This window comes from Streptomyces sp. BK340, assembly GCF_007827595.1.
In the GTDB taxonomy this organism is placed as follows: Bacteria; Actinomycetota; Actinomycetes; order Streptomycetales; family Streptomycetaceae; genus Streptomyces.
Genome location: NZ_VISR01000037.1, coordinates 68379 through 93857, shown reverse-complemented (window position 1 = coordinate 93857; position 25479 = coordinate 68379). Strand labels below are relative to the sequence as shown.

The window sequence follows — 25479 nt, the reverse complement described above, 5'->3', positions numbered from 1 at the left end:
GTACGCCCGAACGCATCCGCCTTCTCCGAACCACCCTTGCCGTCCAGCGAGACACTCTGGATGTTGCCGTTCAGATGCTGGTAGAACCACCAGCCCGCGCCGGCTGTCACCACGACGAGGACGGACAGGCATATCGCGAGGATCTTCAGCACGCGTTTGCCGCGCCCCGCCGGGCGGGCCCGGCGCGCCGAACGCCTGCTGCCGTGCGACCGTGAGCCGCCCTGCGCGCGGGATGCGGCCCGGGCCGCGGCCCGGCCTCCCGGGCGCGGTCCGTCGGGCTCGCCCGTGCGCTGTCCGGGCACCCGGGCGCTGCGGCTGCGCGTGGCCTGGCCACCCCGGCCGTCCCACGGCTCGCTCATCTACCCACTCCCACGACGGTCGGGCCCATCACCTTGGTTGCGTGATTGCGCAATCTAACAAACCCATGGCCCGAGCAGCACAGATCCACACACAATTCACAGCTGAGGCACCCCGCGGTCCGGCTGGAGCCTGCGCGCGGCGCGGGAGCCGGCCGCCAGGAGACCGGCGGCGTACACGGCCAGGACGGCGACGAGCAGGACGTAGTACAGGACCGGGAGGCCGGTCAGGCCGAGCACCGGGCCGAGCGGTGACGGCGGGAGCGCCAGGCCGATGGCGGCGAGGGCGAGCGCGGCCCAGGTGACCGGGCCCGGCCTGCGGCGGCCGGCGGTGTGCCGGCCGGCCCGGAGCAGCACCATGACCAGGGCCTGGGTGAGGAGGTTCTCGGTGAACCATCCGGAGTGGAAGACCGCCTCGTCGTCCCCGGTGCCCGGCCCGTGCAGGGCCAGCGCGAGGACGGCGAAGGTGACGAGGTCGGCGACCGCGTTGAGCACTCCGAAGCCGGTGATGAAGCGCAGCAGGTCGCGCGGGCGCAGTTCCGTCGGCCGGCGCGGCACCGAGGGGTGCGGGCGGTCGTGGGCGAAGGCGAGCTGGGCGGCGTCGAAGCAGAGGTTCTGGGTGAGGACCTGCGCCGGGAGCATCGGCAGGAAGGGCAGGAGCAGGCCCGCGGAGAGCATCGCGATCACGTTGCCGAGGTTGGAGGAGAGCGTGATGCGCAGGTAGGTGGCGATGTTGCCGCCCGCGTGCCGGCCCGCCGCCACGGCCTGGTCGAGCGCGGTCAGGTCCTTCTCGGCGAGTACGACGTCGGCGACCTCGCGCGTCACGTCGGCGGCCGCGCGCGGGGCGATGCCGACGTCGGCGGTGCGCAGCGCGGGGAGGTCGTTGACGCCGTCGCCGAGGAAGCCGACGGTGTGTCCGGCGGCGCGCAGGGCCCGGATGATCCGGGCCTTGTGGTCGGGGGTGCAGCGGGCGAAGACCGTCGTACGGCGGGCGAGCGCGGAGAGTCCGGCGTCGGTGAGGGTGTCGACGCGGCCGGCGTCGGCGATCGCTTCTCCGGTGACGGGGATGCCGAGGTCGCGGCAGGCGCGGGCGGCGGTGCCGGGGTGGTCGCCGGTGAGGATCTTCACGGTGACACCGCGGTCGGTGAGGTTCTTCAGCGCGTCGGCGGCGGTGGGCGCGAGCGCGTCGCGCAGGGTGACCAGGCCGCGGAAGGTGAGGCCGCGTTCGTCGGCCGGGGTGTAGGCGCGGGTGCGCGCCGGGCGTTCGGCGGTGGCGACCGCCAGGACGCGCAGGCCGTCGTCGGCCTGCGCGGCGGCGCGGCCGGTCAGGCTCCGGCGCTCCTCGTCCGTCAGCGCGCAGCGCTCCAGGACGGCCCGGACGTCTCCTTTCACGACCAGGGTGTGCCGGCCGAGGCGGCCCGGGGTGCGGACGACGGCGGTGGCGAGCCGGCGCGCCGGGTCGAACCCGACGGCCGCCACACCGTCGTACGCCATGAGGTCGTCCGGGTCGGCGCTCTCCAGGAGCGCCTCGTCAAGGGCGTCGGGTTCCGGCAGGTCGGCGAGGTGCAGGGTCCACCAGGCGTTGACGGCGGCCCAGTGCAGCACCTCGGGATCGTCCCGGCCGTCGGGGCCGAGGGCGCGGTGCGCCACCGGCCGGTCCTGGGTGAGGGTGCCGGTCTTGTCCAGGCACAGCACGTCGACGGCGCCGAGGTCGTGCAGGGCGGGCAGCCGTCTGACGATCACCCCGTGCGTCCGGGCGAGCAGCGAGGCGCCGCGGGCCAGGCAGGTGGTGACGAGGACCGGCAGCATCTCGGGGGTGAGCCCGACGGCCACCGCGACGGCGAACGGCAGTGTCTCCAGGCCGCGTCCGCGCAGCGCCGCGTTGGCCATCAGAACCAGCGGCGGGGTCAGCAGCATGAACCGGATCAGGATCCAGGAGATGCCGTGGACGGAGCGGTCGAAGGCGCTCGCCTCCCGCCGCCCGGCCGAACGGCCCTGGGCGGCGGCGAACCGGGTCCGCGCGCCGGTCGCGGTGACGACCGCGGTGGCGCTTCCGGAGACGACGCTGCTGCCCTGGAAGCAGCACTGCCGCTGCTCGAACACCCCGCCGGCGCGGTGCGGGGCGTCCGACGCGGACTTGGCGAGGGGCGCCGACTCCCCCGTCAGCGCGGACTGGTGCACCGTCAGGCCGTGTGCCCGCAGCAGTCGTACGTCCGCCGGCACCAGGTCGCCCGGTCCCAGCCGGACCACGTCCCCCGGGACCAGCTCGTCCGGCGGGAGTTCCCGGCTCGTGGGCGGCGCGTCCTCGGCGGCGCGGCGCACCACCGTGGCGGTGGTGGCGACCAGGTCCCGCAGGGCGGCCGTGGACCGGTCGGCCCGGTGCTCCCCGGTCGCCCGCAGCACGCAGCTCACCACGACCAGGAGGAGGATCACCGAGGCGGTCCCCCAGGCGAGGACGGCCGCCGACACCAGCCCGAGACAGAGCAGGACCGCGGTGAAGGGGTCCCGCAGGCTGCGGACGAACAGCTGCGGCCAGGTGGCTTCCCGCAGCGCCGGGAGCACGTTGTCGCCGAACCGGGCCAGCCGCTCCTGCGCCTGCGCCTCCGTCAGGCCCCGGGGACTCGCGTCCAGCTTCCGCAGCACTTCGAGCACGGTCGGCGCGGAGCGCCCGGGACGGGACCGTGCGCCGGCCGCCCGGTCGCCGCCGAACGCCGTCGGGGCACCGGTGTCCGGCGCCCTCGCGTCCGGACCCGGCGGCGCGGTGCTCTCAGCCACCGGTCCCGCGCAGCCGGCAGGCCGGCGCGGAGGCCTGCTGCGACCGTGCGGTCAGCTGCCCGACCAGCACCCGCACGACGGTCACGATGTCGGGGTCGTCGATGTAGTAGACCTGCCGGCGGCCCTCACGGCGGGAGCTGACGAGCCCGGCGAGCTTCAGCTTGGCCAGGTGCTGGCTGACCGCGGGCAGCGCACCGCCCACCCGGTCGGCGAGGTGCGTCACATCGCTCTCGCCCTGCGCCAGCGCCCACATCAGGTGCAGCCGGGCCGACGAGGCGAGCAGCCCGAAGGCGGCGGCCGCCGCCGCCAGCACCTCGGCGGGCGGGTCCTCGAAGCCACCGGCGCTCTCCGTCACAGCCCTCTCCCGTCCCGTCCCGTGCACAGCCGACGCACATACGCCCGCTCATGGTACGGACGCGTCCGGGGCCGGCTTCTGACGTGCGGCCCGGTCTCCCCGTTCCCTCATCAGCAGTTCCTCCAGGCGGCCGAGCAGAAAGGGGACGACCGCCCGCTCCAGGAGCGCCAGTTCCCACGTCTCCCGCGCTCGCTTCACGTCCGGGACGTCGCCGGCCGGGGTATCGCCCGCACCCGCGGCGCGGTCACGCCTGGCCACCGCCACCCACCGCCAGGCCGCCTTCACGGCGGACAGGGCCGTCACGAGCACGGCCGACGGGGACAGGGGTCCGCCCGCACGGCGTGCCGCCGCCTCATCGCTCACACCCTCCGCCGCGGACCGGGCGCGGAGGTATTCCTGGTACTCGACGGTCACCGCCGCGGTGATGGCGGTACGCGCCCGTACCGCCCGGGTGCGCAGCTGCTCCCGGTCGGCCACTCCCTCCGCGCGGTCGAGGGCGTCCAGCACCTGTGGGGAGTTCAGAGCCTGATCGAGCAGACGCTCGAAGACGACGGCGGTCTCCGGCACCGACGGTCCAGCACGCGTCATGTGTCCCCCGGTGAAGCTGAACTACGGGCGAGGACTGGCGAGTCTAATAGTTCCCGGATTGCGCAACCATTAAAGACTCACCCCCGCGGGCGATTCCAACGATCTTGAAAGCGGTCAAGTCGCGTGGTACGGCGGCCTTCTCGGGTCTTCTTGTGTCATGTTCCGGATACGCCCGCTCGACCATTCGTTTACCTCTGCTTTGCGAATGCCTGGTGATCTGACGGGCGTTGGACAACGCATCCGCCGACGCCACAAGGAGTCATCCACATGCCACGGAAGGGGAGGCCGGCGTCCGGCCTCCCCTTCCGCTGTGTGTCAGAGGCCGGCCGACCGGTCCCGGGCCGGCCGGACCGGCGTGCGGGGCGAGCCGGCCACGGAGGCGGCCCTCGTGATCCGGGCGCGCCGCTGGGTCAGGCCTGCGGTCAGGGCGGAGAGCGCGAGTGCGGAGGCCGCCGAGACGACGCCGCCCAGGACCAGCGTGGAACGGGCACCGAAGGCGTCCGCCAGCAGGCCCACCAGCGGGGCGCCCACGGGGGTGCCGCCGAGGAGGACCAGGAAGTAGACGGACATGACGCGGCCCCGCACGTCCGGGCCCGCGTGGAGCTGGGTGAGCGCGTTGGCTGTGGTGGTCACGGTCACCGCGGCGAAACCGGTGGGGATCAGCAGGGCCATGAACGCGCCGTAGCCGGGTGTCAGGCCCAGCGTCGCTTCCAGTGCCCCGAAGACGACCGTGGTGGTGATCAGGCGTCGGATGCCGGGAGGCTTCCCGCGGCTCGCCCCGCGGACCGCGCCGGTGAGGCTGCCCAGGGCGTAGGCGGCGGACAGGCAGCCGAAGCCGGCGGCTCCCGTGTGGAAGACCGTGACGGCCACGAGCGAGATGGTGACCTGGAAGTTGAGGCCGAAGGTGCCGACGAAGGCGATGACGCTCATCGGCAGCAGCAGTTCCGGGGTGGACGTGATGCCGCGGAACGCGTCGCGCAGCCGGGTGGGGCCGGGCCGGGTACGGCCGTGACCGCCCGGCCCGTCCGTGCGGATGGTGATCAGGCCGTACAGGACGGCCAGGTACGAGGCGGCGTTCACCAGGAACACCGGGCCGGTGCCGAAGGCGGCGACGGCCAGGCCCGCCAGGGCGGGACCGAGGATGCGGGCCACGTTGAACTGGGCGGAGTTCAGGCTGACCGCCGTGACCAGGCGCTCCTTGGGGACCAGTTCGGAGATGTACGCGTTTCGGGCGGGACTGTCCACTGCGGTGGCGGTGCCCAGGGCGAAGGCCAGCGCGTAGACGGACGGCAGGTTCACCGCCCCGGTGACGGTCAGCAGCCCGAGCAGGAGCGACTGCACGCCCATGGCCGTCTGGGTGAGGAGCAGAAGCCGCCGCTTGGGGTACCGGTCGGCCAGGACGCCACCGGTCAGGCCGAACAGGGTCTGGGGAAGGAACTGCAGTGCGGTCACGATGCCGACCGCACGGCCGCTGTTGCCCGTGAGGTGCAGGACGAGCAGGTCCTGGGCGGCCCGCTGCATCCACGTGCCGATGTTGGAGGCCAGCTGTCCGAGCAGGTAGCGACGGAAGTTCCGGAGGGTGAGCACGGCCGTCATGGGCATGGGGAGGCCCGCGCTCATGACCGCTGACGGGCATGGGTGCCGGTGACCGGCACCTCCGCGTCGTCGACGTGATGGAAGGTCGGGTGGGGGTGCATGAGGAACGCGTGGTGGGAGATGTTCCAGGCGTAGGCGCCGGCCATCGCGAAGGCGACCCGGTCGCCGACGCGCAGCCGTTCGACCCTGACCCGGCGGGCCAGGACGTCCTTGGGCGTGCACAGCTGTCCGACCAGCGTCACCGGCTCGTCACGGGCCTCCGGTCGCTCCCAGTGCCGTGGCCAGGCGTCGTCGGGGATCACCTCGAAGGGCTGGTCGTGCTGTTTCGCGGCCGGGGTGCGCAGATGGTGGGTGCCTCCGCGCAGCACGGCGAACGCCTGCCCACGGCTGAACTTGACGTCCAGGACCTGGGTGACGTACCAGCCGCAGTAGGCGGTGACCGAGCGGCCGGGCTCGATCCGCAGGGTGAGACGAGGGTGGCGGGACAGGAGCCGGCGCAGTCCGGCACCGAAGGCCGGCCAGTCGAACCTCCGTGCCGGATGGTCGTAGTCGACACCCATCCCGCCTCCGACGTTGACCTCGGCCAGGTCGGTTCCGCGCCGGCGCGCCCAGCCCTCGGCCCAGGCCAGTACCTCGTCGATCAGGGCCAGTTGGGCCGTGGCCCGCAGACCGCTGGCCAGGTGGAGGTGGAGGCCGCGCAGTCGGACGCGCGGGTCGCAGTCGATGACCTCCAGACAGCGGTCCAGCTGTGCGGGATCCATGCCGAAGGGGCTGGGGTGCCCGCCCATCGCGAGTGCGGCCCGCCCGACGTCGACGGGCAGGTTGACGCGCAGCAGGGCGTCCACGGTCCGCTCGCCCAGCAGGGTGGTGACGAGGCGCAGTTCGTGTTCGCTCTCGATGTGCAGGCGCTCCACTGCGCAGTCCAGTGCCCGGGCCAGCTCCGCCTGTGTCTTGCCGGGGCCTCCGAAGGCGATCGGCGCGTCGGGGACGAGCCCGCGGACGTGGCTCAGTTCACCGCCGGAGGCCACCTCGAACCCGTCGACGTACCCGGCCAGTGTCCGCAGGATCAGGGGATCGGAGTTGGCCTTGGCCGCGTACAGCAGCTCGACGCGCTCCGGCAGTACGGCCCGGATCGCGTGGACGTGCCGGCGCAGGTCGGCCAGGTCGTGGACGTACGCGGGCAGGTCGTCGTCACGGATCCGGGCGACCCGGTCGAGCACTGCGGACCTCACCGGACCACCTCCCGGGGGAAGTCCGCGCCGAGCGGGCTGGTCACAGGGACGTAGGTGGCGTGCCGGTCTGCCTTGCGGGCCCAGCGCAGCAGGAGGTTGGCCTTCGCGGGCAGCGGTACTCCGGACAGCAGGGCGCGCAGACGCGGCGGTTCGGCGGCCGTGCGGGCGTAGGCGTCGAGGTGGTCGGTGACCAGGCCCCAGAGGGCCGGTTCCAGCCGCGGGTCGAGGTCGGCCAGGGCGCCGAGCAGTTCGGCGGCGTGGTTGACCAGGAGGCAGTACGCGACCCGGTTCCACCCGTGTTCGGCGTCGTAGGTGAGGGGGCCCCGGACGTCTTCGGGCAGGTCGCGGAGGGTGCTCTGGTGATGCCCCGGCAGCAGCTTGGTGCCTTCCAGGTCGCGGAAGAGCATCTGTGCCGGGGTGCCGTCCGCGTGCACACCGACGACGACGTTCTGCAGATGGGGCTCCAGTACGACGCCGTGCTCGAAGTAGGCGGCCAGCACCGGTGGCAGCAGCAGCCGCAGGTACGCGTCCCACCAGGCCAGGACGTCCCCGTCGCCGCGGGCGAGGAGGTGGGAGACATGGGCTGTGCTCGTGGGGTACTCGTCCGCCACCGCGGCGGCGAGCAGGGGTGTCACCCCGGGACGCAGGTGGTGGCGCAGCCCGGAGCGGACGACGACGCCGAGACCCTCCAGGAGGGCGGTGTCGCCCCGCGCGTCGAGTGTGCGGTAGCCGGGCTCGGCCAGCAGCGCGCATCCCGGGAAGCGGGCGGTCAGCCCGGCGAAGAGGGGCTGGAGCAGCCGGTTGAGGGCGACGCCGCCGGTCAGTTCGTAACCGGCGTGTCTGCGGACGCAGTTGGTGAGGCGGACGTTCAGGCTGAACTTCAGGAAGGTGTCGGTGTCGGGGTGGTAGAGCGTGCGCACCGACGCGGTCGGCACCAGCTCCGGTCCGCTCACCCCGGTGTCGACGACATCGCCGCGGGCCACAGCCTCGCGCAGCCGGTCGTGTCCTTCCAGCAGCCGGTACTGCCAGGGGTGCACCGGCAGCACCGCGAAGCCCGGCTCGGGCGCCGGACACAGCGCGTCCATGTCGTGCAGCTCGCCCTCCTCACGCACGAGGCGGTGCCGGACGGCCAGGTGGCGCAGCCGGAAGCGCGCGCCGGTCTCGGGGCCGTACGCCAGCCAGTCCACCGGGTCGCCGGTGCGGGCCTTCGGAGTGGGGTGGAAGCGATGGCCGAACACCAGGGACTGCTCGGACGCAACGTACGGGTCCGCGTGCGGTGCGACGTCGGCCCGCTCCTCCAGCGCGGTGCGGATCGTCTCGCGGCTGTCGGCCACCTGGGCCAGGAACTCCTCGTTGACGACACCCGTACGCAGCTCCAGTTCGTCCCGGATGTGACCGGCCAGCTCCCGCCAGCCGACGGTCACCCAGGCGTCCCCGTCGAGCCGCTGCACCGTGCCCTGGAAGCGATGGGCTCCGATCAGGGAGACGCGGCGCAGCCGGGCGCGCAGCAGGAGGCCCCGACGGGGCAGCCGCAGCAGGAGGTGGCCGTCGTCGACGGTCACCTGATGCTCGGGGGCGGACACCTCGCGGATCAGGCAGTTGAGCAGCGTGTGGGCGGTGACGGCATCGGCCGTCCGCATCGGTTCGGCGGCCGGTTCCGTGACGACGGTGGCGGCGGTCCTGTGGTCGGGGGCAGTGCCGGTGGTCATACGGTCGCTCCAGGGGGACGGCGGTCGGTGGCGGATCTCATCGGCACAGCGCCAGGGGGTTGGGCACGGACGTCCACTGCGCCCTGCCCGGGTCCTCGGCCAGACGCATGGCGACGGTCGCCTTCAGCGGCATCGTGTCGCCGAAGAACGCCGCCGCGTCCTCGTGGTCCGGCAGGCCGGCGTACACCCGGCGGCCGACCTCGGCCACCGCGCCCCACGACGCCCGGGGGTCGGCCGCCCGGGTCCGCGTGAGAACGTCGACCAGCTCGCTGAAGACCCCGCTGATCAGAGCGCCGAACAGCTTGGTGCGCAGCGCGTCCGCGTCGTCGCCCGCACGGGTGCCGAGCAGCGGCGGCAGCGCGAAGCCGCACCGGGCCAGGCGGCGGGGGCTGACTCGCACGCCGTCCAGATCCCGGTAGAGCACCCGCACCGGCCGCCCTTCGCGCAGCACGACCAGGGTGTTCTGGCCGTGCGCTTCCAGGGCCACCCCCATGGACAGCAGGGTGAGCGCGGGCGGCAGGACGAGCTCGGCGAGGTCCGTCAGCCAGCGCACCGGGTCTCCCGACAGCACGGTGGCTCCTGTCGCGTGGACGGCGGTGAGCGGAACCGCGATCTCCCCGGCGTCGAGGTGGCACTCGGTCGACTCCCGGATCATCGCCGCGAGGCTCGCCGAGGGCTGTCCGTCCACGCACACCGCGCCGCCGCCCAGTTCACGCAGGACACGAAGGCTGCTGCCGTACCCCGCCTTGTCGATGACGGCCGAGACCAGGTCGGACAGCGGGGGCCCGTCGGCGACCTCGGGCGGGGAGATGGTGCGCCGGTAATTCGTGACCTGCACGTCGAGCGCCGTCTTGATGTGGCAGCCCGGCAGGACGCCCAGCGGTGCCAGGGTGCGCAACGACAGCAACGGTCGGGCCGGGATCGTCTCCTCCATGACGACCAGGTCGGAGCGGTGCGACAGCACGTGCTCCCGCTGCCAGGGATGCAGCGGGAGCAGGATCGTGTCGCCGTCGCGCAGGTGCCGTGGCCAGACACCGGCCCCCTGCCAGCGATCGGCCGGGACACGGAGCAGCGCCAGCTGGACGATGGGGTGGTGCTCGGGAGCGTAGGCGAGCACCTCGGCGATCGACATGCCGGTACGCGTCCGGCAGCAGGGATGCTGGGGATGCCCGTCGACCACCGCCTGCTCGGCGTCCGCCGAGTCGTTCAGGGGGGCGGCCCGGACCGTGTTCGCGGCCCTGGCCAGAGCAAGGTTGACCACGCTGTTGTCGAGTTCGGTCGCGAGGCGCACCGCCGCGGGGGTACGCAGGCCGAGCTGGGCGAGGAGCTGGGCCGGCCCGGTGACCGGCCCCTGCGGCCCGGACACGGTGAAGTCGTCGGGCACCTCGGCGAACGGGCGGGCACAGGACTCGGCGGCCGAGAGTGAGCCGCCTCCTCGCAGTCCGACCACCAGGGTGCCGGATTCACGGCGGTGTCCGGTCACACCGGGCACGGGTTCTCGTGCGAGGGCTCCCCACAGCCGGGCGAGCACGGTGGCGCGTGCTCCCGGGAGGGCGGTCGTGAAGGGCTCCACCAGATCCGGTCGTGTGCGGCTCAGTTCGTCCATGGGCATGGGCTGTTCCCGGGTGCGTGGGGGGACGGTGTCAGCCCGGAAAACGCTACGGGAGCACGATCAAGCGGATTTCCAGAGCAGAGACAGGGGGCGTCTCGAATTTCGTCGGACAATCGCGTCACTCCGGATTTCCCGAGCCGATTCCACTGCGGTCGCCCCGACCGTTCGGACTGACCCTGGATCAGTTTTCGACTGTGTTCCGGGGTTGCGTCGGCCCCGGAGAACCGGTGAATTCACCCTGTGTTCGAGGTCTTAACCATTTCCTGACTCTTTGCTGGACAAGTGCTGGATGCCGTCATCACGCCGCGTCCGGCAATTACGTCGTACGAGTGGCGAAAGGATCACCGGCTCGGGGGAGGTTCCGGCGTTTGCGCCGCGCACTCCGACCGGAGTCTGTGAGCCTTTCGGCATGCGTGTCTTGCTGATCGAGGACGACGACCGGGTGGCCGGGCCGCTGGTGGAGGGACTGCGCCGTTTCGGGTTCACCGTGGAACACGCCAGAAAGGGTGCCGACGGCCTCGCGGCGCCGGAGGCGGCGATGGTGCTGCTGGACCTGGGGCTGCCCGACATGGACGGCATCGACGTCTGCCGTGCGCTCCGGTCCCGCTCGTCGGTGCCGATCATCATGATCACGGCCAGGGACGACGAGGTGGACCGGGTGCTCGGTCTGGAGCTGGGCGCGGACGACTACGTCTCCAAGCCGTTCGGGGTGCGGGAGCTCGTCGCCCGGATCCGCGCCGTCACCCGCCGCACCCGCCCCGCGGTGCTGGACACGCGCCGTGCGGAGCCGGACCTTTCCCACGCCCCGCGGCAGCCCGGGACGCCCGAGGTCCAGCGGATCGGCCCGCTGACCATCGACCGCCGCACCCGGCAGGTACATCTGCACGGCTCGCTGATCGCCCTCGCGCCCAAAGAGTTCGACCTGCTCGTCTGCCTCGCCGAAGACCCCGGAGCCGTCTGCTCCCGCAGACAGATCCTGGACACGGCATGGGAACCGCACTACTTCGGCCCCACCAAGACCCTGGACGTCCACATCGCCGCTCTGCGCCGCAAGCTCGGTGACTCCTCCTGGATCGAGAACATCCGCGGAATCGGCTTCCGTCTGGTCCCGCCGGCGCACGCCGACGCCGCGTCCGCCGCGAGGCCGGTGCACGGCGGAGGGCCCACGTGACGCGTCGCCTCCTGTTCAGCCATCTGAGCCTCATACTTCTCGTCCTGCTCGCGCTCGAAGTGCCGTTCGGCGTCTTCTACGCCCGCAGCGAGCTGTCCCGCTTCTCCCACGCGGCCCAGCAGGGGGCGATGACGCTGGCCGAGGTCTGCGAGGACAAGATGGAGCACGGACTGACGGCCGACCTGCCCGAACTGGCTCGCGCGTACGGGCGGCGCACCGGCAGCCGCGTGCTCGTCGCCGGCCGGAAGGGCGTTGTCCTCACCGACACCGCCGCCCTCGCTCCGGTCGGCACGGACCTGTCCGCCGAGCCGGACATCGCCGCCGCACTGCGCGACCGGCCCGCCGTCGGCATCCGGAGCGACCCGTCCGCCGGTGGCGAAGTCCTCTTCGTCGCCGTACCGGGTGGCTCCGGCGCCACGGTCCCCTGTGTGGTGCGGACCGTGTATGTCCTGGCACCGCTCAGGGCGAGGGTCCATGCCACCTGGCTGGCTCTCGCCGTCGTCGGTCTGGGCGTGCTGGCCGCCGTCGCCCTGATCGGCTTCGTGCTCGCCCGCTCCATCACCCGCCCCGTCCGGGCCCTGGAACGCGCCACCGCACAACTCGCCGAAGGCCGGATCACCGATCCGCCGGCCACCGATCACGGGCCGCCGGAACTGCGCCGGCTGGCCGCGTCGTTCACGAGGACCGCGACCCGGCTTCAGCATCTGCTCCAAGCACAGGAGGCGTTCGCCTCCGAGGTGTCGCACCAGCTGAAGACCCCCCTGACCTCACTACGCCTGCGCCTGGAGAATTTCGAGCCGCACCTCGCCCCCTGCGCCCAGGACAGCCTCGACAAAGCGCTGGGTGAGATGGAACGGCTCAGTCGGATGGTGCAGGGGCTGCTCGCGCTCGCCAGGCTGGAGAACTCCGCCATCAGGCCGGAGGCGGTCGATCTCGACGCCGTCGTCGCCGACCGGGCGGCCATCTGGGCAGCCTTCGCCGACGAACAGCACGTCGACATCGTCGTCCCCGGAGCCACGGGCGTTCGCGTGTGGGCGGTCCCGGGAGCACTGGAGCAGATCATCGACAACCTGCTCTCCAACGCACTGCGCGTGTCCCCACCGGGAACCGCGATCACGCTGGCCGCTGTGACCGCCCCGAGGGAAGGCGGCCGTACGCCGCCCGTGGCCGAACTGCATGTGCGCGACCAGGGGCCCGGCATGACCGAGACCGAACGGCAAAGAGCCTTCGACCGGTTCTGGCGGGCCGCTGACGCCGACCACGACGGCACGGGCCTCGGCCTGCCGCTGGTCCAGCGACTCACCCGTGCCGGCGGTGGTGAGGTCACCCTCGAGGCGGCCTCCGGTGGTGGGCTCGACGCCGTCGTCCGCCTCCTGTGCGCCGGAAGCCACCATCTCCGCGGACGCCCGGGTACCCCGGCCGACGGGCACTTCACCGGCCGGCCCGTGGGTCCGTGGTCGACGGCCCGTGCGGGGCGGGGCGGTTGAGCGCGGTGTGACGGGGCCGGACGGGCGGTTCTGTGCGCACGTGCCACGTGCGGGTTCTGTTGTTCGATGGTGCGAAAGGCTGATTCGTCATAACCCGGACGGGTAAACCACCGTTTCTTCGTTTGCGGGCGAGTGCCCGCGACCTTGTATGGAAGGCAGGGAACCTTAATGAAGCGGGTTACCCGAAACAGCGTGATCGCCGTCGTGGCCGCCACGGGCGCGATGGCCGTGGCGACTTCGGCGCACGCCGACTCGGTGGCGAACGGCTCCACGTCCGGTTCGCCCGGTGTGGTCTCCGGCAACACCATCCAGCTCCCCGTGCACATCCCGGTGAACGCCTGCGGGAACACCGTGAACGTGGTGGGGCTCCTGAACCCGGCCGCGGGCAACGCCTGCGCCAACACCGGCGGCGCGGGCGGCGCGGGCGGCAACTCCGCCCAGGCGGCGGCCGAGGGCAAGACCGCGGACTCCCCCGGCGTCATCAGCGGCAACACCATCCAGCTCCCCGTGCACGTCCCGGTGAACGCCTGCGGGAACACCGTGAACGTCGTGGGGCTGCTGAACCCGGCCGCGGGCAACTCCTGCGCCAACGCCGGCGGCGCGGGCGGCAACTCCGCCCAGACGACGGCCCGGGGCACGGCCACGGACTCCCCGGGCGTCATCAGCGGCAACAACGTCCAGCTGCCCGTGCACCTGCCGGTGAACGTCAGCGGCAACACGGTGAACGCGCCCGGGGTTCTCAACCCGGTGCTCGGCAACACGTCCGTGAACGGCGGCTCCAGCGTCACCACCACGCCGCCGGTCAAGACCCCGCCGGTCCAGACCCCGCCGGTCCAGACCCCGCCGGTCCAGACCCCTCCGGTCCAGACCCCTCCGGTTCAGACCCCTCCGGTCCAGACTCCGCCGGTTCAGACTCCGCCGGTTCAGACTCCGCCGGTCCAGACCCCTCCGGTCCAGACCCCTCCGGTCCAGACCCCTCCGGTCCAGACCCCTCCGGTCCAGACCCCGCCGGTCCAGACCCCTCCGGTGAAGAAGCCGCCCGTCCCCGTTAACCACCCGCAGCCGGGTCACACCATCACCGTGCACCCCGGCACGACCCCGCTCGCGCACACCGGTGCGGACGGCATGCTGCCCGTCGCCGGCGCGAGCGTGGCCCTGCTCCTCGGCGGAACCGTTCTCCGCCGGCGATTCCGCGCCACGTCAGCACGCTGACCCGACCCACGGCGTCCGCGCCCCGGCAATGACGCTCGCCTGCGCATTGCCGGGCAAGCAGAAGCCGGAAATCTTGATCCACTCGAGACTGCCGGTTCCGGGCAATGTAGATCCTGGCCGGATACCGTCATCCTCCAGCCGGCGCCGGGAACGGTGCCGTCGCCCAGGGGATCAGGAGTCGTAGTGGCAGTGAAGATACGCAGACCGGGAGCCGCCGCCGTCGCACTCGCGGCAGCAGCGGCGACCGCGGTCGTATGGGGCCCCGCCCTGCCCGCCGCCGCATCCGGGTACACGGCGTCGGCCGGTCCGTGGAGCACCGCGGCCGGCGTGACCGGCTCGGACGGCCGGCAGAGTCTGATCGACGTCCAGGTGGCCGGTGACGGCACCGCGTTCGCGCTGTGGCGCGACCAGCAGGCCGGGGCCGCCGACTGGGAGATCCGGGCCGCCGTCCGGCCCGCCGGCAGCGGCACGTGGGGGACGCCCAGGACGCTGCTCACGAACCAGGGCGCGAACGCCCGGGCCGTGCTGGCGGTGACCGCCGACGGCGGTGCCGTGGTGACCTGGCTGACCGGCAACGGCGCCGACGGATCGCTGGCCGCCCGTTTCACCACCTGGGACGCGGCGGCGGGCGCCTGGTCGGACCCGGGCACGCTCGCGACCCACGACGGCCTGGACATGTCCACTCCGCGTCTCGCCGCCGCGGCCGACGGCACCGTCACCGCCGTGTGGGACCAGGGTGACGGCTCCCTGCACTACCAGGTGATGACCGCCACCCTCGCCCCCGGCGCGTCCGCCTGGTCCGCGGCCGAGCAGCTGGGCTCCTTCTCCAGCGGCTCGTTCTGGAGCCTCGACCTCGCGGTGGCCCCCGACGGAGCGGCCACCACGGTGTGGGAGACCCGCGACAAGCTCGACGACGACAAGCACGTCGTCTCCACCGTCACCCGCTCCTCCGCCGGCGGCGACTGGAGCAGCCCCGCGGTCCTGCCCGGCACCACCGCCGCCTCCGGCGACGCGCAGGTGTCGATGGACGCGCACGGCCGCACCACCGTGCTGTGGCACGACGCCGGTGCCGCCACGAACAAGACCGACCTGAAGTCCGCGACCCGGACCTCGCCCACGGGGGACTGGGGTTCCGCGCAGACCGCGGTCGCCTCGATCGACGACGGCGACGACAGCGGCCCGCTGGCCGCCCCCGACGGGGACGTCACCTACGTGTGGGAGGGCTGGAGCAGCAGCGCCGGCACCCCGGTCGTGCAGACCGCCACCCGCAGCGCCGCCACCGGCACCTGGTCCGCGCCGAAGACGCTGTCCACCGGGTACGTCGACTGGCAGGTGTCCGCCGCCATCGGCGCCGACGGCACCGTCCAGGTGGTGTGGCCGCAGACGCCCTCCATCGACAACGGCGACGACCACTACCTGGAGTGGGCGGTCCGGGCCGACGGCACGTGGAGCAAGGCGACCGCCCTCAACAGCACGCCCGTCGCCGACGTCCCCGACACGGACGCGCTCTCCGGTGAGATCGCCGCCGGACCCGACGGCCGGGCCACGCTGGTGTGGCGCAAGGCGGTGGACATCTCCCCCGGCAGCTACACCTCGCAGCTCTGGGCCCAGTCCCAGACGCTGCTGACCAAGCCGGAGATCACCTCCAAGGCCGTCGTCGGCGGGACCGCCCGCACCGGCTCCAAGCTCACCTGCAACGCCGCCTGGACCGGCTACAACGCCACGGCCGCCTGGTCCTGGCTGCGCGACGGCAAGGCGGTCCCGGGCGCCACCGCCAAGACCCGCACCCTGACCTCCGACGACTACACCCACAAGGTGTCCTGCAAGGTCACGGTCAGCAACGGCGCCGGGGCGACCGGTTCCACCTCGCCGGCCGTCGCGGTCGCCGTCGGCCCCGCCCTGAAGGCCACCAAGGCCCCGGCGGTCAGCGGCACCGCGAAGGTCGGCGCCAAGCTGACCGCCGCCCACGGGACCTGGTCGCCGGCCGCCACTTCCTACAGCTACTCCTGGAAGCGCAACGGCCACACCATCACCGGCGCCACCAGGTCCACCTATGTGCTGGTGCGGGCCGACCGGGGTCAGAAGATCACGGTCAAGGTCACCGCCCACCGCTACGGCTGGACCAACGGATCGGCCACGACCGGGTCCGTGACCGTGCGCTGAGCCGGCCGAACCGTCGTCAGGCCCCGGCCGGCTCCAGCGCGCGGATGATGCGCGTCAGGTCGTCCGGGGCCGCGGCCAGCCGGATCGGGGTTCCGGCGTCGTCGAGTTCGGCGATGTGCCAGCTCCTGGGGACGGTGTCGCCGTCGCTGTCCCGGGCCCGTCGTACGTTCCTGACGGTCAGCCGCTCGACCGGGATGCGCTTCGCCGCGTAGCGGCCCGGGCCGGGGGTCACCGCGGGTGCGCCGTCCCCGAGGGCGATGTGGGTGCCGAAGCCGTGCGGGTTGAAGTCCGTGGGCTCCAGGAACCAGGCGGACACGAACACCTCGTCCTGACCCGGCTGCCGGGCCGCTCCGTCGGCCTCACCCTCCGCCGGCCGGCCGGCCGCCGCAACGCCCTCGGGCGTACGGATGCGGGTCGCGCGCCAGGCCGCGGCGAGCAGGGCCAGGCTGAGCAGCCAGCCCGCGGCCGCCCAGACGATCCGCGTGGGCGAGGCGAGCAGGTCGGTGGGGTGCAGGAAGCACAGGGGCAGCAGCCACAGGGCGGTGCCCGCGAGGGCGCCCGCGAACGGCAGGGCCGAGGGGAGCACTTCGCCGTCGGGCAGCCGGCGTCCCCGCAGACGCACCAGCACCATCGCCGCCGGGTAGCCCGCGGCCAGGGCCAGCAGCGCCGTCACGACGGCCAGGGAGCGGGCGGTGATGATGTGCTCGTGCCAGCTGTTCCCCGCGCCGGCCACCTCCATCACCTGCCCGCGCCAGACGGTCAGTCGCACGTGGTCGCCGGCCTCGAAGTCCTGGGCCGCATCGGCCGAGACCTGAAGCCGGTGCAGCGGCCGGCTGTCCTTGAAGTACAGCCAGCTGGGCTGCTTGGGCATGTTGACGTCGGTGCGCGCGATGACCGCCGGGACGCTGGTCAGGCAGTTGTCCCGCCCGGCGGCGGGCGTCCCGGCCGCGCAGGGCGTGGCACGGTGCCAGGCCTGCTCGTCCGAGGCGGCGTTCGGGATGAACCACGCGGCCACGCCGGCTGCCACGAGCAGCAGCGCACAGAGGGCCAGCGACCCCACCGTGCCCCTGCCCGCGGTGCGGCGCGGATGCGGTTGAACATTGGTCATGCGCACAGCTTCCGCTCCGGTACGCCACCGGTTCTTGTGCGTATCCCGGCAGTGTCCGGGCGCCCGACCTTGCCGGTTTCCACCGTCCCCGACCTGCGGAGCAGGTGTTCAGGTGATCGCCGTCTCCCGTGGTCCCCGCGCCTGCCGTGCCCGGACCGCCCCGGACCTCGGCAGGCCGAGGACCATCGTGAGCCCGCCGCCGGGCGTGTCCTCGGCGTTCAGCGTGCCGCCGATCGCCTCCGCGAAGCCGCGGGCGACCGCGAGGCCGAGGCCCACTCCGGCGCCGCGGGGTGAGTCGCCGTAGCGCTGGAAGGGTTCGAAGATACGGGACTTGGCCTCGTCGGGCACGCCCGGGCCGCGGTCGACGACGCGGACCTCCACCCGGTCGGCGAGGGCGCTGGCCGCGACCAGGACCGGCTCGCCCGGCGGGCTGTACTTGACCGCGTTCTCCACGACGTTGGCGACCGACCGCTCCAGCAGGCCCCGGTCCACGTCGACCATGGGCAGGCTCTCCGGGATGTCCAGCTCGACGCTGTCCTCGGGTACGCCGCCCAGCGCCATCGGGATCACCTCGTCGAGGTCGGTCTCGCGCAGGAGCGGGGTGACGGTGCCGGTCTGGAGACGGGACATGTCGAGGAGGTTGCCGACCAGGTGGTCCAGGCGGTCGGCGCCCTCCTCGATGGCCGCGAGGAGTTCGGCCTGGTCGGCCTCGGACCATTCGACGTCCTCCGTGCGCAGGGATGTGACCGCCGCCTTGATGCCGGCGAGCGGGGTGCGCAGGTCGTGGCTGACGGCGGCCAGCAGGGCGGTGCGGATGCGGTTGCCCTCGGCCAGTTCCTTGGCCCGGTCGGCCTCCTCCTGGAGGCGCCGGCGGTCCAGCACCACGACGGCCTGCGCGGCGAAGGCGGCCAGCACCCGGCGGTCCTCGGCGGGCAGGACGCGGCCGGTCAGGGCGAGGGACATGTGGTCGCCGGCCGGGACCTCGACGTCCGCGCCCTCGGGCGCGGCGCAGGGGCGCGGGCCCACGCTGCCCGCGCAGGTCCAGGGCGCCACGTCGCTCTCGCGTTCCAGCAGGGCGGCCGACTCCATGCCGAAGGTCTCGCGGACCCGCTCCAGCAGCTCCTCCAGGCCCGTCTCACCGCGCAGCACACTGCCCGCGAGGAAGGAGAGGATCTCCGACTCCGCGCGCAGCCGCGCCGCCTGGTGGGTGCGCCGGGCCGCCAGCCCCACCACCGAGGCGACCGACACGGCCACCCCGACGAAGATGGCGATGGCGACGATGTTCTCCGGGTCGGCGATCGTCAGGGTGTGGACGGGCGGGGTGAAGTACCAGTTCAGCAGGAGGGATCCGACCAGCGCCGAGGCCAGGGCCGGGAAGAGGCCGCCCAGCAGGGCCGCCGCCACCGTCGCCGTCAGGAACAGCAGCATGTCGTTGGCGAGCCCGACGTCCGGGAACACACCGCTCAGCAGCCAGGTCAGCAGGGCGGGCCCGGCGATGCCGACCAGCCAGCCCGAGATGATCCTGGCCCGGCCGAGCCGCGCGCCCCGGGCGACGGGCAGTCCGCGGCCCTTGCCCGCCTCGTCGTGCGTGATGAGGTGGACGTCGAGGTCGGGGCCGGACTCCACGGCCACCGTGGCGCCGACGCCGGGCCCGAAGACGTACTGCCAGGCCTTGCGGCGGGAGACGCCGAGCACGATCTGGGTGGCGTTGACACCGCGCGCGAAGTCCAGCAGCGCGGCCGGTATGTCGTCGCCCACCACGTGGTGGAAGGTGCCGCCCAGATCCTCCACCAGGGTGCGCTGGACGGCCAGCTCCTTCGGGGAGGCCGAGGTCAGGCCGTCGCTGTGGGCTATGTAGACGACCATCACCTCGCCGCCTGCGCCCTTCTCCGCCAGCCTGGCCGCGCGCCGGATCAGGGTGCGCCCCTCGGGGCCGCCGGTGAGGCCGACCACGATCCGCTCGCGCGAGCCCCAGATGGCCGAGACCCGGTGCTCGGTGCGGTACTCCTGGAGATAGGCGTCGACCCGGTCGGCGACCCACAGCAGCGCCAGCTCGCGCAGGGCGGTGAGATTGCCGGGCCGGAAGTAGTTCGACAGGGCCGCGTCGACCTTGTCCGGCTTGTAGATGTTCCCGTGCGCCATACGGCGGCGCAGCGCCTGCGGCGACATGTCGACCAGCTCGATCTGGCCGGCCCGCCGTACGACCTCGTCGGGCACCGTCTCCCGCTGCCGCACCCCCGTGATCGACTCCACCACGTCGCCGAGCGACTCCAGGTGCTGGATGTTCACGGTCGAGACCACGTCGATCCCCGCCGCGAGCAGCTCCTCGACGTCCTGCCAGCGCTTGGCGTTGCGGGAGCCGGGAACGTTGGTGTGCGCCAGCTCGTCCACGAGGGCGACCTGGGGACGGCGGGCGAGGACCGCGTCGACGTCCATCTCGGTGAAGGCGCTGTCCCGGTACTCGATCTCCTTGCGCGGTATCTGCTCCAGGCCGTGCAGCATCACCTCGGTGCGCGGCCGGTGGTGGTGCTCGACGTAGGCGACCACGCAGTCGGTGCCCCGCTCCACCCGGCGGTGCGCCTCGGACAGCATGGCGTAGGTCTTGCCGACGCCCGGTGCCGCGCCGAGGTAGATACGGAGTCTGCCGCGTGCCATGGTCACCCTTCGAAGCGGTAGCCCATACCGGGCTCGGTGATGAGATAGCGGGGACTCGAGGGGTCGGACTCGAGTTTGCGTCGCAACTGGGCCATGTAGACCCGCAGATAGTTGGTCTTGTTGCTCTGGGAGACGCCCCAGACCTCGTGCAGCAGCTGCTTCTGGGTGATCAGGCGGCCGGGGTGGGTGACCAGGATCTCCAGCAGGTGCCATTCGGTCGGGGTGAGACGTACGTCGCGGCCGTCCCGTACGACCTTCTTCGCGAGCAGGTCGACGGTGAACCCGTCCGTCCGCACCAGCGTGGTCTCCGGGACCGTCGGCAGGTCCTCGGCGCGGCGGACGGCGGCCCGCAGCCGGGCCAGGAGTTCGTCCATGCTGAACGGCTTGGTGATGTAGTCGTCGGCGCCGGCGTCGAGGGCGGAGACCTTCTCGTCGGAGGACTGCCGGGCCGACAGGACCAGGATCGGCACCCGGGTCCAGCCGCGTACCGCCTTGATGACGTCGACACCGTCCATGTCGGGCAGGCCGAGGTCGAGCAGCACCACGTCCGGCTGGCGGGCCGCCGCCAGCCGCAGCGCGGTGGCACCGTCGGGGGCCGCGTCGACGCCGTACTTGCGGGCCTGCAGATTGATCACGAGGGCCCGTACGAGCTGCGGGTCGTCCTCCACCACGAGCACCCGGGTCATGGGTGTACGCCTCTCCTGTCATGGCTGCGGGAGCCGGCGGTGCCGGGATGTCTCCCGGGCCGCCGGCTCCCGTGCGGGTCGCGTAAGGCCGTCACTGCTTGGCCGCGAGATCCTTGAGCGCGCTGTTCAGTTCGAGGACGTTCACCCGGGGCTCGCCGATGAAGCCCAGGGTGCGGCCCTCGGTGTGGTCCTTGACCAGCTTCTCCACCTGCGCGACCGGGAGATTGTTCTTCGCGGCGACGCGGTGCACCTGGAGTTCGGCGTACTCCGGGGAGATGGCCGGGTCGAGGCCGGAGCCGGAGGAGGTCACCGCGTCGGCGGGGACGTCCGAGGGCCTGACCGTGTAGCCGGGCACCGAGTTGTCCTTGACGACCGCTGCCCTGGCGTCCTCGACCTGCTTGACCAGGACCTTGCTGTCGGCAGCCAGGTTGGTGGCACCCGAAAGGACCAGCTTGTAGCGGGTGTTGACGCTGTTGGTGCCGAGCCCGTTGGCCGGGCGGCCCTGGAACCACTTGAGGTCGGGCTCCGGGGTCTCCTGACCCTTCTTCAGCGGCAGGTTGTACGACTGCCCGATCAGGGACGAGCCGACGACCTTGCCGTCCGCCTTGATCTCGGAGCCGTTCGCCTTGTCGCCGAACAGCCCCTGGGCGATGCCGGTGACGACCAGCGGATAGATGACGCCCGTCACCAGGGTCAGCACGAGGAGGGCCCGCAGGCCCGCCCCGAGCAACCGGACGGTGTTCGTTACGGAGTTGTTCATGGCGATCAGCCGATTCCGGGGATGAGGGAGATGAGCAGGTCGATGATCTTGATGCCGATGAAGGGGGCGACCAGACCGCCGAGGCCGTAGATCCCGAGGTTGCGGCGGAGCATCTTGTCCGCGCTCATCGGCCGGTACCGCACGCCCTTCAGGGACAGCGGCACCAGCGCGATGATGATCAGCGCGTTGAAGACGACCGCGGACAGGATCGCGGAGTTCGGCGAGGACAGGCCCATGATGTTCAGCTTGTCCAGGCCCGGGTAGACCACGGCGAACATGGCCGGGATGATCGCGAAGTACTTCGCGACGTCGTTGGCGATGGAGAACGTGGTCAGCGCACCGCGGGTGATCAGCAGCTGCTTGCCGATCTCGACGATCTCGATGAGCTTGGTCGGGTTGGAGTCGAGGTCGACCATGTTGCCGGCCTCCTTGGCGGCCGACGTACCGGTGTTCATCGCCACACCGACGTCCGCCTGGGCCAGCGCGGGCGCGTCATTGGTGCCGTCACCGGTCATCGCGACCAGCTTGCCGCCGGCCTGCTCCCGCTTGATGAGGGCCATCTTGTCCTCGGGAGTGGCCTCCGCGAGGAAGTCGTCGACGCCCGCCTCCTCGGCGATCGCCTTGGCGGTCAGCGGGTTGTCGCCCGTGATCATGACCGTCTTGATGCCCATGCGGCGCAGTTCCTCGAACCGCTCCCGCATGCCCTCCTTGACGACGTCCTTGAGGTGGATGACGCCCAGGACGCGGGCGCCCTGCTCGTCCTCGACCGCGACCAGCAGCGGGGTGCCGCCGGCCTCGGAGATCCGGTTCGCGACGGCGTCGGCGTCCTTGGCGACCGTGCCGCCCCGCTCCTGGACCCAGGCGATGACCGAGGCGGTGGCGCCCTTGCGGACCCTGCGGCCGTCGACGTCCACACCCGACATGCGGGTCTGGGCGGTGAAGGCGATCCACTCGGCGTGCGCCAGCTCGCCCTGGTGCCGCTCACGCAGCCCGTACTTCTCCTTCGCCAGGACGACGATGGAGCGGCCCTCGGGCGTCTCGTCGGCCAGTGAGGACAGCTGGGCCGCGTCCGCGACCTCGGCCTCCGTGGTGCCCTTCACCGGCACGAACTCGGAGGCCTGGCGGTTGCCGAGGGTGATGGTGCCGGTCTTGTCGAGCAGCAGCGTGGAGACGTCACCGGCGGCCTCGACCGCACGGCCCGACATCGCCAGCACGTTGCGCTGCACCAGCCGGTCCATGCCCGCGATGCCGATCGCGGAGAGCAGGGCGCCGATGGTGGTCGGGATCAGGCAGACCAGCAGGGCGACCAGCACGACCATCGTCAGGTGTGTGCCCGCGTAGTCGGCGAACGGCGGCAGGGTGGCCACCGCGAGCAGGAAGACGATCGTCAGCGAGGCGAGCAGGATGTTCAGCGCGATCTCGTTGGGCGTCTTCTGCCGCGCGGCGCCCTCGACCAGGTTGATCATCCGGTCGATGAAGGTCTCACCGGGCTTCGTCGTGATCTTGATGACGATCCGGTCGGACAGCACCTTCGTACCACCCGTGACCGCACTGCGGTCGCCGCCGGACTCACGGATGACCGGAGCGGACTCACCGGTGATCGCGGACTCGTCGACGGACGCGACGCCCTCGATGACGTCACCGTCACCGGGGATGATGTCGCCGGCCTCGCAGACCACCAGGTCACCGATCTTCAACTCGGTACCGGGCACCCGCTCTTCGGAGTCGCCCACCAGCCGGCGCGCCACCGTGTCGGTCTTGGCCTTGCGCAGGGTGTCGGCCTGCGCCTTGCCGCGGCCCTCGGCGACGGCCTCGGCGAGGTTGGCGAAGATCACGGTCAGCCACAGCCAGGCGCTGATCGTCCAGCCGAACCAGTCGCCCGGGTCCTTGAAGGAGAACACCGTGGTCAGTACCGAGCCGATCCACACCACGAACATCACGGGGGACTTGACCATCACCCGCGGGTCCAGCTTGCGGAACGCCTCCGGCAGCGACTTGATCAGTTGCTTGGGGTCGAACAGGCCCGCGCCGACACGGCTTTCGGTGGGCTTGTGCCCGGTCGGGGCGTCCTGATGGGGCGCGAGAGTGGGAGTGGACATCGAGTCCTCGTGCTTCTGTACGTCGGTGCTCATCACGCCAGTCCTTCCGCGAGCGGACCCAGGGCGAGGGCCGGGAAGTACGTGAGACCGGTGATGATCAGGATCGCGCCCACCAGCAGGCCGGTGAACAGCGGCTTCTCGGTGCGCAGGGTGCCCGCGGTCACCGGGACGGGCTTCTGCTCGGCGAGCGAGCCGGCCAGCGCCAGAACGAAGATCATGGGCAGGAAGCGGCCGAACAGCATCGCGAGGCCGGTCATGGTGTTGAACCAGTCGGTGTTCGCGTTCAGGCCGGCGAAGGCCGAACCGTTGTTGTTCGCCGCCGAGGTGAAGGCGTACAGGACCTCGGAGAAGCCGTGCGCGCCCGAGTTGAGCATCGAGTGCGGCGGGGTCGGCAACGCCATCGAGGCCGCGCTGAAGACGAGTACCAGGGCGGGGGTGACGAGGATGTAGGCAGCCGCCAGCTTCATCTCGCGGGCGCCGATCTTCTTGCCCAGGTACTCGGGCGTACGGCCGACCATCAGACCGGCGATGAACACCGCGATGACCGCCATGATCAGCATGCCGTAGAGGCCGGAGCCGGTACCACCGGGCGCGATCTCGCCCAGCATCATGCCCAGCATCGCGACACCGCCGCCGAGCCCGGTGAAGGAGGAGTGGAAGGAGTCCACCGCACCGGTCGAGGTGAGGGTCGTGGATGTCGCGAAGATCGACGAGGAGCCGACGCCGAAGCGGACCTCCTTGCCCTCCATCGCGGCGCCCGCGGCCTGCAGCGCCGGGCCGTGGTGGGCGAACTCCGTCGCCATCATCAGGGCGACGAAACCGACCCAGATGACACCCATGGTCGCGAGGATCGCGTAGCCCTGCTTCACCGAGCCGACCATCACGCCGAAGGTACGGGTCAGCGAGAACGGGATCACCAGGATCAGGAAGATCTCGAACAGGTTCGTGAACGGGGTGGGGTTCTCGAAGGGGTGGGCGGAGTTGGCGTTGAAGTAGCCGCCGCCGTTGGTGCCCAGCTCCTTGATGGCCTCCTGGGAGGCGACCGCGCCGCCGTTCCACTGCTGCGAGCCGCCCATGAACTGGCCGACCTCGTGGATGCCGGAGAAGTTCTGGATCGCACCGCACGCCACGAGGATGATCGCGGCGATCGCGGCACCGGGCAGCAGGATGCGCAGGGTGCCGCGCACCAGGTCGGACCAGAAGTTGCCCAGCTCACCGGTGCGCGAGCGGGCGAAGCCGCGCACCAGCGCCACGGCGACGGCGATACCGACGGCCGCCGAGACGAAGTTCTGCACGGCCAGACCGGCGGTCTGCACGACGTGACCCATGGTCTGCTCGCCGTAGTACGACTGCCAGTTCGTGTTGGTCACGAACGAGACGGCCGTGTTGAACGACTGCGCCGGGTTGACCGACGAGAAGTGCATCGAGCCGGGCAGGACGCCCTGGAGCCGCTGCAGCAGGTAGAGGAACAGGACGCTCACGGCCGAGAAGGCCAGCACACCGCGCAGGTACGCGGGCCAGGTCATCTCGGCGTCGGGGTTGGCACCGATGGCCTTGTAGATCCACTTCTCGACACGCAGGTGCTTGGTCGAGGAGTAGACCCGGGCCATGTAGTTACCGACCGGGATGTAGGCGAGCGCCAGGGCGCCTATGAGGGCGAGCAACTGGAGCACGCCGGCGAGGACGGGACCCATGTCGTGTCTCAGAACCTCTCCGGGAAGATCAGGGCGAGGACGAGATAGCCCAGCAGGGCGACGGCCACGACCAGGCCGACGATGTTCTCGGCGGTCACAGCTTGGTCACCCCCTTGGCGACAAGAGCCACCAGCGCGAAACCCGCGATCACGGTGACGACGAAGGCCAGATCGGCCATCGCGAACTCCTGGAGTGAGGTTCGGTTGAAACGGACGATTCGA

At 71.9% G+C, this 25479-nt stretch carries 18 protein-coding genes and 1 pseudogene; 4 read left to right on the top strand and 15 right to left on the bottom strand.

Features of this window, described 5'->3' with window-relative positions:
* From FB157_RS49050 to FB157_RS42020, 8 genes and pseudogenes are all read right to left on the bottom strand, one after another.
* Positions 1 to 359: pseudogene (locus FB157_RS49050) on the bottom strand (LytR family transcriptional regulator); the annotation flags it as partial.
* A gap of 96 nt (positions 360 to 455) precedes the next feature.
* Complete coding sequence (gene mgtA, locus FB157_RS42050) at positions 456 to 3131, bottom strand: magnesium-translocating P-type ATPase (RefSeq protein ID WP_145886346.1); 2676 nt, start codon at positions 3129 to 3131, stop codon at positions 456 to 458.
* Positions 3124 to 3486, bottom strand: coding sequence for a metalloregulator ArsR/SmtB family transcription factor (locus tag FB157_RS42045; RefSeq protein ID WP_145886344.1), 363 nt, complete (start codon positions 3484 to 3486; stop codon positions 3124 to 3126). Before FB157_RS42045 ends, mgtA begins: the two co-directional genes overlap by 8 nt.
* A 48-nt stretch (positions 3487 to 3534) precedes the next feature.
* Entirely contained in the window at positions 3535 to 4074 is a 540-nt protein-coding gene (locus tag FB157_RS42040) for a hypothetical protein (RefSeq protein ID WP_145886342.1), read from the bottom strand.
* A 315-nt stretch (positions 4075 to 4389) separates the two neighbouring features.
* On the bottom strand, positions 4390 to 5694 hold the full coding sequence (locus tag FB157_RS42035) for an MFS transporter (protein ID WP_261386893.1): 1305 nt from the start codon (positions 5692 to 5694) through the stop codon (positions 4390 to 4392).
* Entirely contained in the window at positions 5691 to 6902 is a 1212-nt protein-coding gene (locus FB157_RS42030) for a type III PLP-dependent enzyme (protein ID WP_145886340.1), read from the bottom strand. The genes FB157_RS42035 and FB157_RS42030 overlap by 4 nt, the downstream gene beginning before the upstream one ends.
* On the bottom strand, positions 6899 to 8611 hold the full coding sequence (locus tag FB157_RS42025) for an IucA/IucC family siderophore biosynthesis protein (RefSeq protein ID WP_145886339.1): 1713 nt from the start codon (positions 8609 to 8611) through the stop codon (positions 6899 to 6901). The genes FB157_RS42030 and FB157_RS42025 overlap by 4 nt, the downstream gene beginning before the upstream one ends.
* Before the next feature lie 37 nt (positions 8612 to 8648).
* On the bottom strand, positions 8649 to 10223 hold the full coding sequence (locus FB157_RS42020) for an IucA/IucC family siderophore biosynthesis protein (RefSeq protein ID WP_145886336.1): 1575 nt from the start codon (positions 10221 to 10223) through the stop codon (positions 8649 to 8651).
* Between the two features lie 409 nt (positions 10224 to 10632).
* Here FB157_RS42020 and FB157_RS42015 point away from each other — a divergent pair, with 409 nt between their 5' ends.
* From FB157_RS42015 to FB157_RS42000, 4 genes are all read left to right on the top strand, one after another.
* Positions 10633 to 11394, top strand: coding sequence for a response regulator transcription factor (locus FB157_RS42015; protein ID WP_145886334.1), 762 nt, complete (start codon positions 10633 to 10635; stop codon positions 11392 to 11394).
* A complete protein-coding gene (locus FB157_RS42010) occupies positions 11391 to 12881 on the top strand; it encodes a HAMP domain-containing sensor histidine kinase (RefSeq protein ID WP_145886332.1) in 1491 nt (496 codons plus the stop codon). Before FB157_RS42015 ends, FB157_RS42010 begins: the two co-directional genes overlap by 4 nt.
* Positions 12882 to 13049: 168 nt before the next feature.
* Positions 13050 to 14093 (top strand): chaplin, encoded by a 1044-nt coding sequence (locus FB157_RS49535; protein WP_315903871.1) that lies wholly within the window; start codon positions 13050 to 13052, stop codon positions 14091 to 14093.
* Between the two features lie 183 nt (positions 14094 to 14276).
* Positions 14277 to 16256: a hypothetical protein gene (locus FB157_RS42000; protein WP_145886330.1), complete on the top strand. Its 1980-nt coding sequence runs from the start codon at positions 14277 to 14279 to the stop codon at positions 16254 to 16256.
* Between the two features lie 16 nt (positions 16257 to 16272).
* Here FB157_RS42000 and FB157_RS41995 read toward each other — a convergent pair whose 3' ends face one another.
* The 7 genes from FB157_RS41995 to kdpF all read right to left on the bottom strand — a co-directional run bounded on the left by FB157_RS41995 (position 16273) and on the right by kdpF (position 25356).
* A complete protein-coding gene (locus FB157_RS41995) occupies positions 16273 to 17364 on the bottom strand; it encodes a PH domain-containing protein (RefSeq protein WP_186581926.1) in 1092 nt (363 codons plus the stop codon).
* 108 nt (positions 17365 to 17472) lie between these two features.
* The gene (locus tag FB157_RS41990) at positions 17473 to 20019 is read right to left on the bottom strand and encodes a sensor histidine kinase KdpD (RefSeq protein WP_145886328.1); all 2547 of its coding nucleotides are present in this window, start codon (positions 20017 to 20019) and stop codon (positions 17473 to 17475) included.
* A gap of 2 nt (positions 20020 to 20021) precedes the next feature.
* Positions 20022 to 20705 carry a response regulator gene (locus tag FB157_RS41985; protein WP_145886326.1) on the bottom strand — a complete coding sequence of 228 codons (684 nt, stop codon included), beginning with the start codon at positions 20703 to 20705 and terminating at the stop codon, positions 20022 to 20024.
* 91 nt (positions 20706 to 20796) lie between these two features.
* The gene (locus FB157_RS41980) at positions 20797 to 21465 is read right to left on the bottom strand and encodes a potassium-transporting ATPase subunit C (RefSeq protein ID WP_145886324.1); all 669 of its coding nucleotides are present in this window, start codon (positions 21463 to 21465) and stop codon (positions 20797 to 20799) included.
* 5 nt (positions 21466 to 21470) lie between these two features.
* On the bottom strand, positions 21471 to 23597 hold the full coding sequence (gene kdpB / locus FB157_RS41975) for a potassium-transporting ATPase subunit KdpB (protein WP_145886322.1): 2127 nt from the start codon (positions 23595 to 23597) through the stop codon (positions 21471 to 21473).
* Entirely contained in the window at positions 23597 to 25258 is a 1662-nt protein-coding gene (gene kdpA / locus FB157_RS41970) for a potassium-transporting ATPase subunit KdpA (RefSeq protein ID WP_145886320.1), read from the bottom strand. The genes kdpB and kdpA overlap by 1 nt, the downstream gene beginning before the upstream one ends.
* 8 nt (positions 25259 to 25266) lie before the next feature.
* Positions 25267 to 25356 carry a K(+)-transporting ATPase subunit F gene (kdpF, locus tag FB157_RS41965; protein WP_016434100.1) on the bottom strand — a complete coding sequence of 30 codons (90 nt, stop codon included), beginning with the start codon at positions 25354 to 25356 and terminating at the stop codon, positions 25267 to 25269.
* Positions 25357 to 25479 lie beyond the last annotated feature (123 nt).

What these genes read in the sequence shown, in the direction of transcription:
- FB157_RS42040 (WP_145886342.1), bottom strand. Translation starts at nt 4,074, where the DNA reads ATGACGCGTGCTGGACCGTCGGTGCCGGAGACCGCCGTCGTCTTCGAG.
- FB157_RS42035 (WP_261386893.1), bottom strand. Translation starts at nt 5,694, where the DNA reads ATGAGCGCGGGCCTCCCCATGCCCATGACGGCCGTGCTCACCCTCCGG.
- FB157_RS42025 (WP_145886339.1), bottom strand. Translation starts at nt 8,611, where the DNA reads ATGACCACCGGCACTGCCCCCGACCACAGGACCGCCGCCACCGTCGTC.
- FB157_RS42020 (WP_145886336.1), bottom strand. Translation starts at nt 10,223, where the DNA reads ATGCCCATGGACGAACTGAGCCGCACACGACCGGATCTGGTGGAGCCC.
- FB157_RS42015 (WP_145886334.1), top strand. Translation starts at nt 10,633, where the DNA reads ATGCGTGTCTTGCTGATCGAGGACGACGACCGGGTGGCCGGGCCGCTG.
- FB157_RS49535 (WP_315903871.1), top strand. Translation starts at nt 13,050, where the DNA reads ATGAAGCGGGTTACCCGAAACAGCGTGATCGCCGTCGTGGCCGCCACG.
- FB157_RS41995 (WP_186581926.1), bottom strand. Translation starts at nt 17,364, where the DNA reads ATGACCAATGTTCAACCGCATCCGCGCCGCACCGCGGGCAGGGGCACG.
- FB157_RS41990 (WP_145886328.1), bottom strand. Translation starts at nt 20,019, where the DNA reads ATGGCACGCGGCAGACTCCGTATCTACCTCGGCGCGGCACCGGGCGTC.
- FB157_RS41985 (WP_145886326.1), bottom strand. Translation starts at nt 20,705, where the DNA reads ATGACCCGGGTGCTCGTGGTGGAGGACGACCCGCAGCTCGTACGGGCC.
- FB157_RS41980 (WP_145886324.1), bottom strand. Translation starts at nt 21,465, where the DNA reads ATGAACAACTCCGTAACGAACACCGTCCGGTTGCTCGGGGCGGGCCTG.
- kdpB (WP_145886322.1), bottom strand. Translation starts at nt 23,597, where the DNA reads ATGAGCACCGACGTACAGAAGCACGAGGACTCGATGTCCACTCCCACT.
- kdpA (WP_145886320.1), bottom strand. Translation starts at nt 25,258, where the DNA reads ATGGGTCCCGTCCTCGCCGGCGTGCTCCAGTTGCTCGCCCTCATAGGC.